Source organism: Corallococcus sp. AB032C (assembly GCF_003668935.1).
In the GTDB taxonomy this organism is placed as follows: domain Bacteria; phylum Myxococcota; class Myxococcia; order Myxococcales; family Myxococcaceae; genus Corallococcus; species Corallococcus exiguus.
Genome location: NZ_RAWP01000018.1, coordinates 16,514 through 31,671, shown reverse-complemented (window position 1 = coordinate 31,671; position 15,158 = coordinate 16,514). Strand labels below are relative to the sequence as shown.

Sequence of the window (15,158 nt, the reverse complement as noted above, 5' to 3'; positions counted from 1 at the left end):
TCCCTACCCCCTACGGAAGATGCTCTTGATGCTGGAGAAGAGGCCGCGGTCATCGCTCGGCCCGCTGCTGCTCGACGGAGCAGCTGGCGTGTTGCGCGAGGCGACTTCCTGCAGGGCCTTCTTCAACTGCTCGGGCGTGTCGCGGGTGGCCAGATCCACCTTGCGCGACATGCCGTTCGCGTCCTCCACCTGCACCTGGAGGAGACACTCCTCGGTGAGGCGGAAGTCGATCTTCCGGCCCGCGGCGGCGGCCGGCACGCGGACGGTGCCCAGGTACTCGTTGTCCACCATCAGGTCGCTGTCGCCCTGGTAGATGTCCAGCTCGATGAACTGCGCGCCCGGCTGCTGCGGCGGCGGCAGGCGGAAGCTCTTCACCATCGGGATCAGCGAGTTCTTCTCGATGATGCGCTTCACGCGGCCGTTGGGCATCGCGTAGCCAATGGGCATGGACAGCGCGTCCAGCAGCGTCACCGCGTCGATGCTGCCCAGCGAGTCGCCCAGGAGCGCGGCGCCCAGGGCCACGCACTCGTCCGGGTGCACGCCCTTGCGCGGGGCCTTGCCGAAGTGGGCCTGGATCTTCTGCTGCACCAGCGGCATGCGGCTCTGGCCGCCCACCAGGATGATCTCGTCGATCTCCGAGCGGCTGATGCCCTTCTCCGCGAGCACCCGGTCGCAGATGTCGAAGGTGCGGTCCACCAGGTCGCCGGTGAGGTTGTTGAGGTACTCGCGGGTCAGCGGGATGCGCAGATCCAACGGCTTGCCCTTGCGCTCTTCAATGTAGGGCAGGTCGATGACGACGTTCGGGATGAGCGTCAGGTCGATCTTCGCCGCCTCGGCGGCGTTCTTGATGCGCTGGAGGGCGATGGGGCTTTCGGTCAGGTCGACCTTGGTCTCGTCGCGGAAGCGCTCCAGCACGTACTCCATGATGCGGTTGTCGAAGTCCGCGCCGCCCAGGAAGGAGTCGCCGCCGGTGGCCAGCACCTCGAAGACGTTGCCGGCCAGGTGCAGCACGCTGACGTCGAAGGTGCCGCCGCCCAGGTCATAGACGAGGACCTTCTGATCCAGGCCCCGGTTGAAGCCGTAGGCCAGCGCCGCGGCGGTGGGCTCGTTGACGATGCGCTTGACGTCGAAGCCGGCCAGGCGCCCGGCCTCCTTTACGGCATTGCGCTGGTTGTCGTTGTAATAGGCGGGGACGGAGATGACGGCCGCGTCGATGGGGCCGCCCAGGAACTGCTCCGCGATGGTCTTCAGCTGGGACAGCACGAAGCTGGAGACCTGCGGCAGCGTGTAGAGCTTGCCGCCCATCGTGACGGCGGTGTCCCCGTTGGGGTCCTCGACGATGTCGTAGGGGAAGTACCCCTTGAGGTCCTCCACCGCCTTCGAATGGTACTTGCGGCCGATCAGGCGCTTGGTGCCCCAGAGCGTGTTCTTGGGGTTGGTCACCATCTGGTCCTTGGCGACGCCGCCGACCAGCAGGTCGTTCTTGGCGGACAGCGCGACCACGGAGGGCAGGATGAGGTTGCCGCGGTCCGTGGGGACGATCTTCGGGATGCGGTTGCGCACGGATGCCACCAAGGTGTTGGTGGTGCCCAGGTCAATCCCGACGATGCGAGGTCTGTCCGCCATGAAGGTCAACGTGCACGGCTCAGGGGGAGAGGCCGCGCCCGTCCTCACTCTCTAGCACGTCGAGGCGTCGCGTGCGCGTTTCTAGGCGGACGCTTCCTCCCTGACTGTAGTTCTGGCCAGCCTGCCCACCAGGGGGGCTGATTTCGGGCCTGGCCTACAACTCCCGGTCTGGATCCGGCCCCAGGTCGCGCAGGCGGATCGGCCCGTCGGGCTCCGGGGGCGGGTGCGTCTCACACACCGCGTCAGGCCCCACCGGCAGCTCGGCCAGGAAGCGGGACGGGGTGAGCAGCAGCCGCCCGTCCTCCCGGGGCAGTGAGGTATGGGGGTACACGAGCCACAGCGCCTCCCGGGCCCGGGTGACGGCGACATAGAAGAGGCGGCGCTCCTCCTCCTCGTTCTCCAGGTCGCGCGTGGCGAGCGACAGGGGGAAGCGCCCGTCGGTGAGGTTCAGCACGAAGACGGTCCGCCACTCCAGCCCCTTGGCCTGATGGACCGTGGTGAGGGTGAGCACGTCGTTCGGGGCCTCGCCGTCGCCCTCCAGGGCGGCCCGGGCGGAGAACTCGGCCACCAGGGCGATGGCGGACAGGAAGCGGGGCACGTCCTCGAAGCGGCCGGCGAACTCCTGGAGCTGGCGCAGGTCCTCCGCGCGGGGGTCGACCCCGTCCGGGGTGGCCGGGGGCTCGCGAGCCGCCAGCACCTCCGCGAGCAGCGCGCCGGGGCTCCCCGGGCTCTGGAGACCTCCGACGGACAGGGCGGTCATCAGGGTCTGGAAGCGCTGGAAGCCGGCCTTCGCCTTGCGCGGCACGTGGGCCTGGACGTCCGGGTGGGCCAGCGCGTCCGGGAGGGACAGCTCCGGGGGCAGCGCGGACAGGGCGGTCCACAGGTGTTCCGTGCTGGCGGTGCCCACGCCGGAGAGCTTCCGCGCGAGCCGCTTGAAGGCCAGCTCGTCGTTCCGGTTGTGCGCCCATCGCAGGTGGGCGAGCGCGTCCTTGACGTGGGCCTGCTCGAAGAAGCGCACCCCGGAGCGCACGCGGAACGGCAGCCCGTGGCGCGTCAGCTCCAGCTGGAGCTCCAGCGAGTGCAGGTGGGCGCGGTAGAGCACCGCCATGGACTCCAGCCGCTGCCCCCGGGCGCGCAGCTCCAGGACGCGCTCGGCGACGAAGGCGGCCTGGGCCTTCACGTCGCGGGTGGGCACCACCTGGGGCACGGGACCGGGGGCGCCGTCGGACACGAGCGCCTTGGGGAACTGGCGGGTGTTGCGCTCGATGACGGCGTTGGCCAGCCGCAGCACCTGGGGCGTGGAGCGGTAGTTGCGCGTGAGCGGGTAGATGCCGCAGCCGGGGTAGCGCTGGGGAAAGTCGATGATGTTGGTGAACTCCGCGCCCCGGAAGCTGTAGATGGACTGGCAGTCGTCGCCCACGACGGTGAGGTTGCGGCGCTCCCCCACGAGCAGGTCCACGAGGTCGCCCTGGAGGCGGTTCGTGTCCTGATACTCGTCCACGAGCACGCCCTTGAAGCGCCCGGTGAGCTCCGCGCGGACGGACGGGTGGTCCTCCAGCAGCCGCTTCAGGTGCGCCAGCAGGTCGTCGTAGTCCATCAGGTGCAGCTGCGCCTTGCGCTGCTGGAAGCGCCGCGCGGTGGCGAACACCTCCGGGGCCACGGGCAGCATCTCCCTGCGCCGGTCCACCAGCACCTGCGACACGGGCTGCTGGAGGTTGGTGGCCAGGGAGACCAGGTCCAACAGCGCGTCCGGACGCGGGAAGCGCTTGTCGCTTCTCAGCTTCCGCTCCGCCAGGCACGTGGCCATCAGGTCGCGCGCGTCCTCGCGATCCAACACCGTGAAGCCGGTGGAGAAGCCGAGCGCCCCCGCGTGCTGGCGCAGGAGCACGTGCGCCGCGTGGTGGAAGGTGCCGCCGAGGAGACTGCCCACGTCCGCGAAGCCGCCGGCCAGCTCCTCCACGCGGCGGGTCATCTCGCGCGCGGCCTTGTTGGTGAACGTGAGGAGCAGCAGCGAGGACGGCGGGACGCCCCGCTCCAGCATGCGCGCCACGCGGTACGTGAGCGTGCGCGTCTTGCCGGAGCCCGCACCGGCGATCACGAGCACGGGCCCCTCCCCTGCTTCGACGGCCGCGCGCTGCTCGTCGTTGAGCGCGCCATCCAGGTCCAGACCGCGCGAGGGCGCTCCGGTGGGGACGGCGTGGATCAGCGGCAGGGGGGCGGCCATGGGGGGCTGGGACTCTAACCGCCGCCGTCGGGTCCGCCAGTCCGTCTCAGGGAGGGGTGGATCCAGCCAACCGGGAGGCCGCCGCGGCGCGGACCTCCGGGGACGGATCGCGCTCGCGGGCCAGCTCCAGCAGCAGCGTGCCCACGGGCTTGGGCAGCTTCGCGCTCGACGCCTGCTGGAGCGCCTGGGTGCGCTCCTTCACTCCCTGCGACAGGCGCTCGGCGACCTGTTGATCCGCGCAGGTGCGCACGCCAGGGTGCTGCTGACGCAGGAGCAGCTCCGCGTCCGCGAGCTTCGCCTCGGCCAAGCGGACCGCGTCCTGGGCGGTGCGCTCGAAGGTGTCCATGTCCTCGGGGAACTCCGTCTTCTCGTTGCGGACCCGGGCGATGGCCTGGGCCGCGAAGCGCGCGTCCACCACCGCCGCACAGAGCTGACGGGCCGAAGCCAGGGGCACCCCACCCTCCGCGGACACGAGCTCCTCGCGCGCGGTCGTCTGGGCCCACACCGCGAGCTGCCGGGCCGCCACCGCCGCGGAGAACGCCTGGCGGCGCTGCTCTCGCAGCTGCACCCAGCGCCAGAGCACCACCGGATCCGTGCCGCCGGACTCATAGACGCGCTGGTACTGGCTGGCGGCCTGCTCCAGCTGGCCGTTCAGGTCCAGGAGCGTCGCCACGGTGATGTAGAGTTCCGGGCTGCTGGCGCGCTCGCGCAGGGACTCCAGCCGCACGGCGATTTCGTAGCCGGCCACGGGGGCGGGCAGCGCGGAGAGCACCGAGCGCAGGGACGACAGCGCGTTCTGGCGGATCAGCGGGTTGCGCGCCGTGCGCAGCGCCTCCAGCAGCGGATCCACCGCGCGCACGGAGACGTGCTGGCCCAGCTCCTCCGCCGCCTGCCAGCGGTCCAGCGGATCCGGCGCCACGAGCGCGCGCTTCAAATCCTCCAGGTCGCGCAGGTAGTGGCCCGCCTGCATCGCGCGAACGGCGGGCTCGGTGCGGGAGAGAGCGCCCTGCTCCTCGCGGGCGCGGGCCAGGCGCGCGGGGAAGCCCGTCAGCTTCGGCCCCAGCGGGTGGACCTTCACCTTCGCCTCGGCCTCGTCCACCAGCCCGGAGACGAGCAGTCCCTCCACCTCCAGTTCCAGCAGCTTGACGCGGACCTCCTCGCGGTGCGCGCCCGCGGGGAAGTCGCGCAGGTAGGCGAAGAGCTGCCCGGCGTCCTTGGCCTGGGCGAAGGACTCGTCGTCCAGCTTGCGCTCCAGCTCCTCGCGGCGCGCGCCGGCGGCCTCGCCCTGGAGGAGCTGGGACACGCGCTTGAGGTCCGTGGTCGACTGGACGTCGCGCTCCTGCGCCGCCTGCAGCCGGGTGCGCGCCTCGTCGCGGTGGGTGCCGTCGGGGTGCTCGGCGAGGAACTGCCGCCACCCGGCCTCCGTGTCCGCCTCCTTCGCCGCGTTGAAGCGCAGGCCCTCCAGCAGCGACTTCGCCCTCTGCAACTGCGGCGCGTCCGGGTACGTCTCCAGGAAGCGCTTGTAGGCGATGACCGAGTGCAGCCGCTTCGCCTCGTCGAACTCCAGCCCTTCGATGCGCCCCTGGGCCGTCAGGGCCTCGGGATCCTCCGGGTTCTCACGCAGGAAGTCCTGATAGGCCTGCACGGTGTCCAGCTCGCTGGCCTTGTCGAAGGACATGTGCGAGCAACCGGTGGCCAGGAGCACGAGGGCGAGAGCGCGGCGGAAGGTGGGCATTCCCCTTCAGCAATACCCCACCCGCCCCCGGTCGAAAACCCGAGCCGCTCCGCCCGGTTGCCTGGGTGGTTTTCTTGCCTACACGCGCCAGCGGAGGGAGCCTCTGTCCCAGGACGCTACAGGACGAGGTGGCCATGAAGCTGGGCGCATGGATGGCGATGCTGGCGATGACGACGGGCTGTGCGACGGGCTCCCCCACGGGGGCCTGGGTGGCATCGGATGCCGTGCGCTACCGCTCCGCCTCCCCGCCGGCCTTCCCGCGCGCCGCGCTGTCCGAGGAGGTGGCGGTCCGTGAGAGCGTCCCCGCGAAGACCTCCGCTCCGAACAAGGCCCCCGCGGTAGCGAAGGCACCGGCCAAGAAGGCCCCGGCGAAGGCGCGCGTCACGCCCGCGAAGCAGACAGCCAGCCCTGCCCCCTCGGCCAATCCCCGGGAGCGCGTGCTGGCCACGGCGCGCTCGCTGGTGGGCCAGTCGTCGGTGCAGGTGAACGGCAAGCGCTACCCGGCGGACTGCACGGCGCTCATCGACGCCACCTACTCCCAGGCGGGCGTGAAGTTCCGGGGCACCCTCAAGCCCGGGGACAACGGCGTCACCGCGATGTACCGCTACGCCCAGGCGAACGGCCGCGTGTACACGAGCGGGCGTCCCGTGCCGGGCGACCTGGTGTTCTTCCGCGAGACGTACGATCAGAACCGCGACGGCCGGCGCAACGACGGCCTCACCCACGTGGGTTTGGTGGACGGCGTGGACGCGGATGGCACGGTCACCGTCATCCACCGGGTGAAGCGCGGCGTGGTCCGCTACCAGATGAACCTGGCGCGCCCCCACATGGCCCGCGATCCGAAGACGGGCGAGGTGCTCAACGACATGCTGCGAAGCCCCGGCCCCGGCCAGCCGCACGTGCTCACCGGCCAGCTCTTCGCCGCGTTCGGAAGCGTGCTGCCCTCCGGCCCGGCGAAGCCCATGGCCGTGGCGGCCCGCTGAAAAAGGAAAGCCCGCCGATTCCATCCGTGCGCTTCCGGAACCAGCCGGAGCGCCGCGGGGAACCGGCGGGCCTGGACTGCCAATTCGGTTGAAGGTCAGGTCGACGTGGACGTCGGCACGCGGGCCGTGCGGTCCCACGCGGCGCGCTGCGAGTTGCGCAGGAAGCGCCAGAAGCCCACGGCGATGGCCGCGTTCATGGTCACGAAGTAGTACGCGATGGACGTGGCCTTCTTCGCGGCGCCGCTCTTGAAGACGCCGGCGCGGCCCAGGTACGCCAGGGCGTAGAAGCCCAGCTGCGCGCCCAGCGTGAAGCGGTAGAACACGCTGTCGAGCAGGAACAGGTTGGCGACGAGCGCCAGCGCCATCAGCGCGGGAGCGCACCAGCGCAGGAGCTTGTGCGACCAGAAGGCGAACGCGGCGAAGCCCGCCGTGGGCAGCAGCAGCCCGGGCACGAGGCCCAGGCTCTGGAAGTTGCCCGCCGCGATGCGCGCGCGCCGGCCGAACTCCTTGCCGTAGTCCTCCGTCGTCTCCTCGTGAGCGACAGCGCCCTCCTCGTAGACGACCTTGAAGCCGCTCTCCAGGATGCGCAGCGGAATCACGAAGTCATCCACGATGGTGGACGGCGGCAGCTGGGTGAAGAGCGAGCGCCGGATGGCGTAGAGGCCGCCGTTGGCCCCCACCACCGCGCCGCGCCGGCCCTCGTACATCTTGATGAGGGACTCGTAGCTCCAGTACGCGCTCTCCTCATAGTCCTGCTTCGTGGGGTTGTAGAGGCGCAGCTTGCCGCAGACGGCGCCGACCTCCGGATCCTCGAAGTGGCGGACGATCTTCCGCACCGCGTCCGCGTCGATCATCGTGTTCGCATCCGACAGCAGCACGATGTCGCCGTGCGCGGACGGGATGCAGCGATTGAGCACCGTCGTCTTGCCGGCGCGAGCCGCGGGCGACAGGCGCACGCGAGCATCCGCGCACTGCTGCACGAGGCCGTCCGTGCCGTCCGTGGAGCCGTCCGAACCGATGACGACCTCGAAGCGGTCCGCCGGGTAGTCCAGCGCCAGGCTGTTCCGCAGCTTGGACTCGATGCAGTCCGCCTCGTTGTAGGCGGCCACCACCAGACTCACCGAGGGCAACGGCCCGGCCTTGACGCCCACGCTGGCCGCCTCACCCGAGCGCATCTTGCGCAGGTTCTGGAGGACCTGGGCCGCGCCCTCCAGGGCGAACAGGCTCAAGGGATAGAGAAAATAAGTGTGCACGAGCGCAAGCGCCGCGCACCAGAAGAAGACCTCCGCCATCGACCCACCCTCCGAACCCCGAGTCCTCGACGCCCAGGGACGAAGCAAGGTGCGTGCCTGAGCATCCAGAGGGACTTCAGGGCGAGGGAGCCAGCGAGCCCCCGGGACGGACTGGAGTTTCTCCAGGGTGGGGCGGAGGTGATCCGGTCAACGTTTCAGGGCGAGGGCTCGGAGGCCGCGGTTTGAGCGAGCATGCGCCTGGCCAGGTCGTGCTTGGGGTTGAGCGCCACCACTTCGTCCAGCAGGTTCCGGGCCGTATCCGGGTCGCCCTGGCGGATGGCCAGCCGGGCGCCCAGGACGAAGGCGCGGAAGAGGTACCGGTCCTGCGCGCGCAGGGCTTCCAGCTCCTTGGAGACGGCCTCGACGGTGGCGGGTGTACCGGAGCTGAGGGCGTATTCGGCGCGGGCGAGGACGCTCCACGACGGCGGGAGCTCCACCTGGCGCAGGCGTTCCGCGAGGCCCAGGGCGTTGGGGGCACCGGTCACCGCGGCGTAGAGGGCCTGGGCCTTGAGGCGCGCGGCGACGGTGGCGGCGGGCTCCACGTCCGGAGCAGCCCGGAGGGTCTCCATCAGCGCGTCGAGCGCATTGCGCCGCTCGGCGATGTCGGCGCGCAGCGGCTGCATGTCGCGTTCGGTCGCGCGCAGGTCGTCATGGAGCGCGTTGGCCTGGCCCATCCAGTTCGGCGACGCCTTCGCGGTGGTGACCGCATCGATCTCCCGCTTGATCGCGGCCGCCTGGAGGTTCAGCCGGTCGAACTCGGCGTGCAGGTCGCCCAGTTGGAGGGTGTAGGCCACGGCCAGCTCGGCCTGGACCTCGGCGTATTTTGGGTGGGCGGTGGCCAGGACCTTGAGGTCCTGGATGGCCTGTTCGCGCGCGGGAGCGTCATCGCGGCGCAGCGCCCGCACGGCCTCTTCCTTCTTCGCCACGGCCTCCACGGGCATGGCCGAGTTGCGGTCACGGAAGACGGGATACGCCAGGTACCCGGCCAGGACGATGCCCGCGAGCACCGTGAGCCCGAGGAGCACCCAGCTCATCCCGGAGGAGCGCCGGTCGCCGTCCTCGATGACGATGGCGTCAGCGCGGGAAGACGCTCCGAGCAGCTCCGGGGGAAGGTCGCCGGAGGGCTTCCGGGAAGGAAGGGGCCGGTCCAGCCCGCCCCCGAGCACCGACGCGCCGGAAGGCGAAACCGCGGGCTTCGAGGGCTCGGTGCGAGCGAAGGGCGCGTCGTCCCCGGGCAGGGAGACGGTCGCGGTCGGCGAAGAGGTCGCCCAGGGCGCGTCGCCGTTGCCTTCCGGAACGAGCTTGGAGCGCGAGCCGCCAGCCGCCGACCAAGGCGGATCCGCGGGGTCGCCCGAAGGCGAGATGCTCTCGAAGGAACGGGGAGCGGAGGACACCGGAGAGGCCGACACCGAAACGGAATCCGAGGGGCCCGACACCGCGCCAAACGCACGGGTCGCTCCAATGCTTGCATCGGCGGCACCCGACGGCGCGGGACCCGACACCGCGCCGAACGCACGCGTCGCTCCCCCACCCTCCGGCCCACGCCATGAAGAGCCAGGCTCCGCGAGACGAAACGAACCCGAGGACGACGCGGAGACAGCGCCGAACGCGCGCGTCGTCGCACCAGGAGCCGCACCCTGCTCCGGCGGCGCCGCGGGAGGAGGCGCTCCCATACCGGCGGGGCCCACCGCTCCGAAGGCCCGCGTCGTGCCCATCACCGCCGGAGGCTGCGCCGCGACCGGAGCGATGGACGGAGGCGGAGGAATCACGCCGGAGGAAGTCAGCGCACCCGAAGCCGGAGTCGGCTGCGGAACGAACGAGCCGGAGGCCGTGGTCGAACCCGCGAACAGGTTCGTGGACTTCAGGTTGGAAGCGCCCTCACCGCCGAAGATCTGCGTGGACGACTGCGCGCCCGTCCGGTCTCCCCCACCCGCCGGAGGAATCTTCGGCGCGGGAGCCATGACGCCGGTAGGCGAAGCCATGAACACGTGGCCACACCGCGTGCACTGCACCGACGCGCCGCTGGGCGGCAGGAGTCGGGCATCCAGCACGTACTGCATCGAGCATTGCGGGCAGGCGATCTGCACCGGCCGTGCTTACCACACGCCTCCATCGGCCGCCGCCGCGTCCAGCACGGTGGCTGCCCGGAGGGTCTCCAACTTGGCAGCGCCCACACCGGGCACCGCGTCCACGTCCTCCCAGCTCGAGAACCGGCCCTGCTCCTCGCGGGCGGACACCAGCCGTTTGGCCAGGTCGCGGCCCACACCGGGCAACAGGGCCAGCTCGGACTCGGAGGCGGCGTTGAGGTCCAGCTTGAGTCCCAGCGCGAGCGCCTGCGCCCCCGTGGGCACCGCCCCCGGGCCGCACGTGGCCAGTCCCGCCGCGTCCAGCCGCACGGCCTCCGGCGGGCAGTCGAGCGAGGGCCGAGAATCCGGCCACCGCGCCCGGGCGGTGAAGCCCAGGGCGAGCAGCCCCAGGGACAGCGCCGCGAGCGCGGACGTGCGCCCGAACCGCTTCAGGCCTTCTGCCCCTTGAGCGCGTCCACTTCCGACACGGTGGGCGTGGCCGTCACGGGGGGCGGCGCGTCCAGCCCGAAGGCCGTGTGCAGCGCGCGCACCGCCAGCTCCGTGTACTTCGTGTGGATCACGCAGGAGGTCTTGATCTCCGACGTGGAGATGAGCTGGATGTTGATGCCCTCCTGGGAGAGCGTCTGGAACATCCGCGCCGCCACGCCCGAGTGGTTGCGCATGCCCACGCCGACGATGGACACCTTGGCGATGGTGTCATCCACCTCGACGCCGGTGGCGCCCACGTCCTGCGCGGCCTGCTTCACGACCTCGTGGGCCTTGGCGAAGTCCGACTTGGCGACGGTGAAGGTGACGTCGGTGCGCCCCTCGCGGGACAGGTTCTGCACGATGAGATCCACCACGATGTGCTTCGCGTCGAGCGCCCCGAAGAGCTTCGCCGCGGCGCCCGGCTGATCCGGCACGCCCACCACGGTGATCTTCGCCTCGTTCCGATCGTAGGCGACCCCTCGAACCAGCACGTCCTCCATGGATGCGTCCTCCTCGCAGACGAGCGTGCCCGGATCCTCGGTGAAGGAAGACTTCACCCACAGGGGCACCTTGTACTTCATGGCGAATTCGACCGAGCGGATCTGCAACACCTTGGCGCCCAGGCTGGCCAGCTCCAGCATCTCCTCGTAGGTGATGCGGTCCAGCTTCTTCGCGGCCGGGCACACGTTGGGGTCGGTGGTGTAGACGCCGTCGACGTCCGTATAGATTTCACACGCGTCGGCCTTGAGCGCGGCCGCCAGCGCGACGCCCGTCGTGTCGGAGCCCCCGCGGCCGAGCGTGGTGACGCTGCCCGTCTCGTCCACGCCCTGGAAGCCGGCGACGACGACGATCTTCCCCTGCTTCAGCGCGGCGCGGATGGGCTCCGCGTCGATGCTCTTGATGCGCGCCTTGGAGAAGGTGCTGTCGGTGACGATGCGCACCTGGTGGCCGAGGAAGCTCACGGCCTTGCCGCCCTGCGCATGGATGGCCATGGCGACGAGCCCGATGGACACCTGTTCGCCGGTGGCGACGACGACGTCCTGTTCGCGCTCGTCGGGCCGGTCGGTGATCTGCGACACGAGCTTGAGCAGGCGGTTGGTCTCACCGGACATGGCGGAGACGACCACCACGACGTCATGGCCAGCCTTCTGGGCGGCGATGCAGCGGCGCGCGACGTTCTTCATGCGCTCGGTGTCACCCACCGAGGTACCGCCGTACTTCTGGACGATGAGGGCCACGGGGTTTGCGACCTCCCTGCACGGACGGGCGCAGGCTATATGAGCGCCGGGGCCTGGGTGTAAAGGGCCCTCAACCTGCCTGCCGCGAATCCGCTAGCGTTCGTGGCCCAACGACTTTCAAGCCGCATACCCGGAGTAGCCCGCACATGTCCCGCACCCGCCTCCTCATCGATGGTGACACCCTGAAGCTGGAGGAGATCCTCCAGGTCTCCCGCCACGAAGTCACGGTCGAGCTCGCCCCCGAAGCCGCGAAGCGCGTGCAGGCCTCCCGAGCGCTGGTGGACCGGGTGGCGGCCGGAGACACGCCGTCGTACGGAATCAACACGGGCTTCGGCACGCTGGCGGAGGTGCGAATCGACCGGAAGGACCTGCGAGACCTGCAACGCAACCTCATCCTGTCGCACGCCTGTGGCGTGGGGAATCCGCTGCCCCTGCCGGAGGCCCGGGTGCTCCTGCTGCTGCGGTGCAACGTGTTGGCGAAGGGCTTCAGCGGCATCCGGATGGAGACGCTGGGGCTGGCCATCGACATGTTGAACAAGGACGTGGTGCCGGTGGTCCCCGAGCGGGGAAGCGTGGGCGCGTCCGGAGACCTGGCCCCGCTGGCGCACCTGGCGCTGGTGCTGATTGGCGAGGGCGAGGCGTTCTTCGAGGGCGTGCGAATGCCGTCGAAGCAGGCGCTGGAGAAGGCGGGCCTGAAGCCGGTGGTGCTGGAGGCGAAGGAAGGCCTGACGCTGATCAACGGCACGCAGGCGATGTGCGCGGTGGGGACGCTGACACAGCTGCGAGCGGAGCTGCTGGCGGACGTGGCGGACATCGCGGGAGCGATGACGGTGGAGGGCCTGCTGGGAAGCCACAAGCCGTTCCTGCCGGAGATCCACGCGGTGCGCCCGCACGCGGGTCAGAAGGCGGTGGCGGACCACCTGCGCCGGATTCTCAAGGGCAGCGAGCTGGTGGAGACGCACGTCAACTGCAGCAAGGTGCAGGACCCCTACAGCCTGCGGTGCATTCCGCAGGTGCACGGCTCGGCGCGAGAGGGATTGGCGTTCGCGCGGCGCATCCTGGAGGTGGAGGTGAACAGCGGGACGGACAACCCGCTGGTGTTCGCGGACACGGAGAGCATCATCTCCGGAGGCAACTTCCACGGTCAGCCCATCTCGCTGGCGATGGACGTGGTGGCCATGGCGCTGACGCAGCTGTCGTCGATTAGCGAGCGGCGAGTGGAGCAGATGGTGAACCCGAGCCTGTCGGGTCTGCCCGCGTTCCTGGCGAAGAACTCAGGCTTGAACTCCGGGTTCATGATCGCGCAGGTGACGGCGGCGGCCCTGGTGGCGGAGTCGCGCATCCTGAGCCATCCGGCGTCGGTGGACTCCATCCCCTCCTCCGCGGGCCGCGAGGACCACGTGTCCATGGGCATGACGGCGGCGCTGAAGGGCCGTCAGGTGTCGGAGTTCGCGCGCTCGTGTCTGGCGATTGAGCTGCTGGTCGCGGCGCAGGCGCTGGACTTCCGTCAGCCGGTGAAGCCCGGCAAGGGCGTGCTGGCGGCGTATGAGCTGATCCGCGGCAAGGTTCCGCACATGGACCGTGACCGCGAGCTGCATCTCGACATCTCCGCGGTCACGGCGCTGGTGGAGTCCGGGGCGATCCGGGAGGCAGTGCGGTCGGCGACCGCCTGAAGCCTCGTCACCGAAAGGCACCTTCGGAGAGTCCGAAGGTGCTTCCAGACTGAGCTGGTCAGCAGTGACACGCGAGCCGCCAGCTCGCCAGAAGGGATGTCGCCATGCGGCTGCGGGTCTGTGCTGCGCTTCTGCTCTTCCTCTCTGCCTGCGCCACATCGGCACCAGGTTCGAGGGAGCATGTATCCCGCCCCCTGAGGCGCACCAACCTCCAGCGGGCCGCGGCGTTACCTTGGACGGATGAGGGCCATTGTGCTGTCCGAGAGGCGGCCCAACCGTGGTCTGTCCTTGTTGAGAGGTGCTTTCAAGCACTCGACCACGACCGGATCCAATTCAACGACCCCTCGGAAGGTGCGCGGTCGCCTCGGCAGGCGCGGCTGCGATTGGAATCGGATTCTGTGTCCTGACAGCGCCGGAAATCGCAGTGGGCGCCGTCATCGTCATTGGCGTGCTGGTGGTAGCAGTCGCCATCAAGGAAGCGCTCGCCGACTACGAGATGAAGGGGACCTGGCCTCAAGAGGAAGTCGTGACCTCGACCAAGCCCGTTCTGCCAGCAGCAATAGCACACCGAAAACCCAAGCCCGAACCGTCAGCGCAGGACGTGTTTCCCCCGGCACCGCCAGATTCACTGGATTACGAGCGCCGTCCGGAATGCAAGCCTATTCCGGGCCCACCCCGTGGAGGGAACGAACCACACAACGAGTGCGCCGACGGCGTTCCAGGCAATGCATTCTCGGGCCTGAATGTGCTTGTCAACGGGAAGTACTTCGATGCCCTGGTGCCAGCCATACGTACGCTGTGGGAAGTCAAAACAGACGACTTCGAGAAGCAATCGCCCAGATCGCAGGACTTCTTCGTGAAGATGAAGCTCCCTGAACTGCGACGAGAGAAAGCACTGGCCAGGGCCTGCGGATACGACTTCATCATCGGAGTGCGCAGCAAGGCCCACAAACAAGCGTTGCTCCGAGCCGACCGGACCCTCAACGTTGTTCTCATGGACTGGTGTTGAGATGGTCTCCACACAGGACTACTTGAGCCTCCTTGTCTACGCGCCTGCGCTGACCCACGCAGACAAGCGTCCACTCGGCATTGTTCATGGCGTGGAGCGTGCCCTTTCAGGTCTGCGGCTGGGATGGACGACTTCGGAACGAGATGACCTCATTGTGCTGGCTCACCGCGATGAGTGGGTAGTGGCCAACACAACGGACGGCGGGCTTCCGTTCCTCTGTAACGATGACGACCAGGCTCTTGTGACACTCTATGGGCTAGAAAATCCGGATCGCCCAGGTGGCAACCCTCAGCTTGAAATCCACATGAGGCTGCCACTGAATGCATCTGTGATTACACAGGCAGAAGTAGTATTGGCGGCCATCGCGGAGGCAGTCGCTGCATGGTGGGGAGGCCTGACGCCTTTCACGGCTGCGGCGGAAATCGCAGAGCAGACAGCGCCCACATTGGATGGGCCACCGTCACCACCGCGAGGACTCCCCATTCTCATGGCACCGGGTGTGCTCTCCTCTCCTGCGGTTCCGCCGCACCTTGGATGGCTGAACTATTGGTCGGCGGCTTCCGCGCAAGCGCTCGGATTTCCGGACCCTTCGCTCGACGCGGAACTGCTCTCGCGTGCACGACAAACAGCGACAAATGGGTGGATTGTGCGACTCACTGACGCGCCCCTCGATCTCGACAAACCAGACCATCTGGCGGCGCTCCTGCGAGCCTACGAGCGCTTCCCGGAGATCGGCGGACGCTGAGCACACCCCTGCTCCGCCGCACGACCCTTCACATCCCGCCGGGCGCGTCCGCCTGCCTCGCGCTCCAGGCTGGATGCC

General features: G+C 69.4%; 11 protein-coding genes. 4 read left to right on the top strand and 7 right to left on the bottom strand.

The features are described from left to right. Nucleotides 1-3 precede the first annotated feature (3 nt). From D7X99_RS10610 to D7X99_RS10600, 3 genes are all read right to left on the bottom strand, one after another. Complete coding sequence (locus D7X99_RS10610; protein ID WP_121777730.1) at nt 4-1,626, bottom strand: Hsp70 family protein; 1,623 nt, start codon at nt 1,624-1,626, stop codon at nt 4-6. A gap of 154 nt (nt 1,627-1,780) precedes the next feature. Continuing rightward, on the bottom strand, nt 1,781-3,850 hold the full coding sequence (locus tag D7X99_RS10605; RefSeq protein WP_121777666.1) for an ATP-dependent helicase: 2,070 nt from the start codon (nt 3,848-3,850) through the stop codon (nt 1,781-1,783). Nucleotides 3,851-3,896: 46 nt separating this feature from the next. Beyond that, on the bottom strand, nt 3,897-5,585 hold the full coding sequence (locus D7X99_RS10600; RefSeq protein WP_121777665.1) for a HEAT repeat domain-containing protein: 1,689 nt from the start codon (nt 5,583-5,585) through the stop codon (nt 3,897-3,899). A 134-nt stretch (nt 5,586-5,719) separates the two neighbouring features. Here D7X99_RS10600 and D7X99_RS10595 point away from each other — a divergent pair, with 134 nt between their 5' ends. Further along, entirely contained in the window at nt 5,720-6,568 is an 849-nt protein-coding gene (locus D7X99_RS10595; protein ID WP_121777664.1) for a CHAP domain-containing protein, read from the top strand. Nucleotides 6,569-6,663: 95 nt separating this feature from the next. Here D7X99_RS10595 and D7X99_RS10590 read toward each other — a convergent pair whose 3' ends face one another. From D7X99_RS10590 to D7X99_RS10575, 4 genes are all read right to left on the bottom strand, one after another. Then, nucleotides 6,664-7,860, bottom strand: coding sequence for a glycosyltransferase family 2 protein (locus D7X99_RS10590; RefSeq protein ID WP_121777663.1), 1,197 nt, complete (start codon nt 7,858-7,860; stop codon nt 6,664-6,666). A gap of 155 nt (nt 7,861-8,015) precedes the next feature. Beyond that, complete coding sequence (locus D7X99_RS10585; protein WP_121777662.1) at nt 8,016-9,947, bottom strand: zinc-ribbon domain-containing protein; 1,932 nt, start codon at nt 9,945-9,947, stop codon at nt 8,016-8,018. 9 nt (nt 9,948-9,956) lie between these two features. Beyond that, a complete protein-coding gene (locus tag D7X99_RS10580) occupies nt 9,957-10,256 on the bottom strand; it encodes a helix-hairpin-helix domain-containing protein (RefSeq protein ID WP_233613275.1) in 300 nt (99 codons plus the stop codon). A gap of 119 nt (nt 10,257-10,375) precedes the next feature. After that, nucleotides 10,376-11,653 carry an aspartate kinase gene (locus D7X99_RS10575; RefSeq protein WP_121777660.1) on the bottom strand — a complete coding sequence of 426 codons (1,278 nt, stop codon included), beginning with the start codon at nt 11,651-11,653 and terminating at the stop codon, nt 10,376-10,378. Nucleotides 11,654-11,799: 146 nt separating this feature from the next. Between D7X99_RS10575 and hutH the strand changes: the two genes are divergently transcribed. The 3 genes from hutH to D7X99_RS10560 all read left to right on the top strand — a co-directional run bounded on the left by hutH (nt 11,800) and on the right by D7X99_RS10560 (nt 15,080). Then, nucleotides 11,800-13,326, top strand: a complete 1,527-nt coding sequence (gene hutH / locus D7X99_RS10570; protein ID WP_121777659.1) for a histidine ammonia-lyase — start codon at nt 11,800-11,802, stop codon at nt 13,324-13,326. A 424-nt stretch (nt 13,327-13,750) separates the two neighbouring features. Further along, nucleotides 13,751-14,335 (top strand): DUF6310 domain-containing protein, encoded by a 585-nt coding sequence (locus tag D7X99_RS44630; RefSeq protein ID WP_346729766.1) that lies wholly within the window; start codon nt 13,751-13,753, stop codon nt 14,333-14,335. Between the two features lies 1 nt (nt 14,336). Next, nucleotides 14,337-15,080, top strand: a complete 744-nt coding sequence (locus D7X99_RS10560; protein ID WP_121777658.1) for a DUF5953 family protein — start codon at nt 14,337-14,339, stop codon at nt 15,078-15,080. Nucleotides 15,081-15,158: the final 78 nt, after the last annotated feature.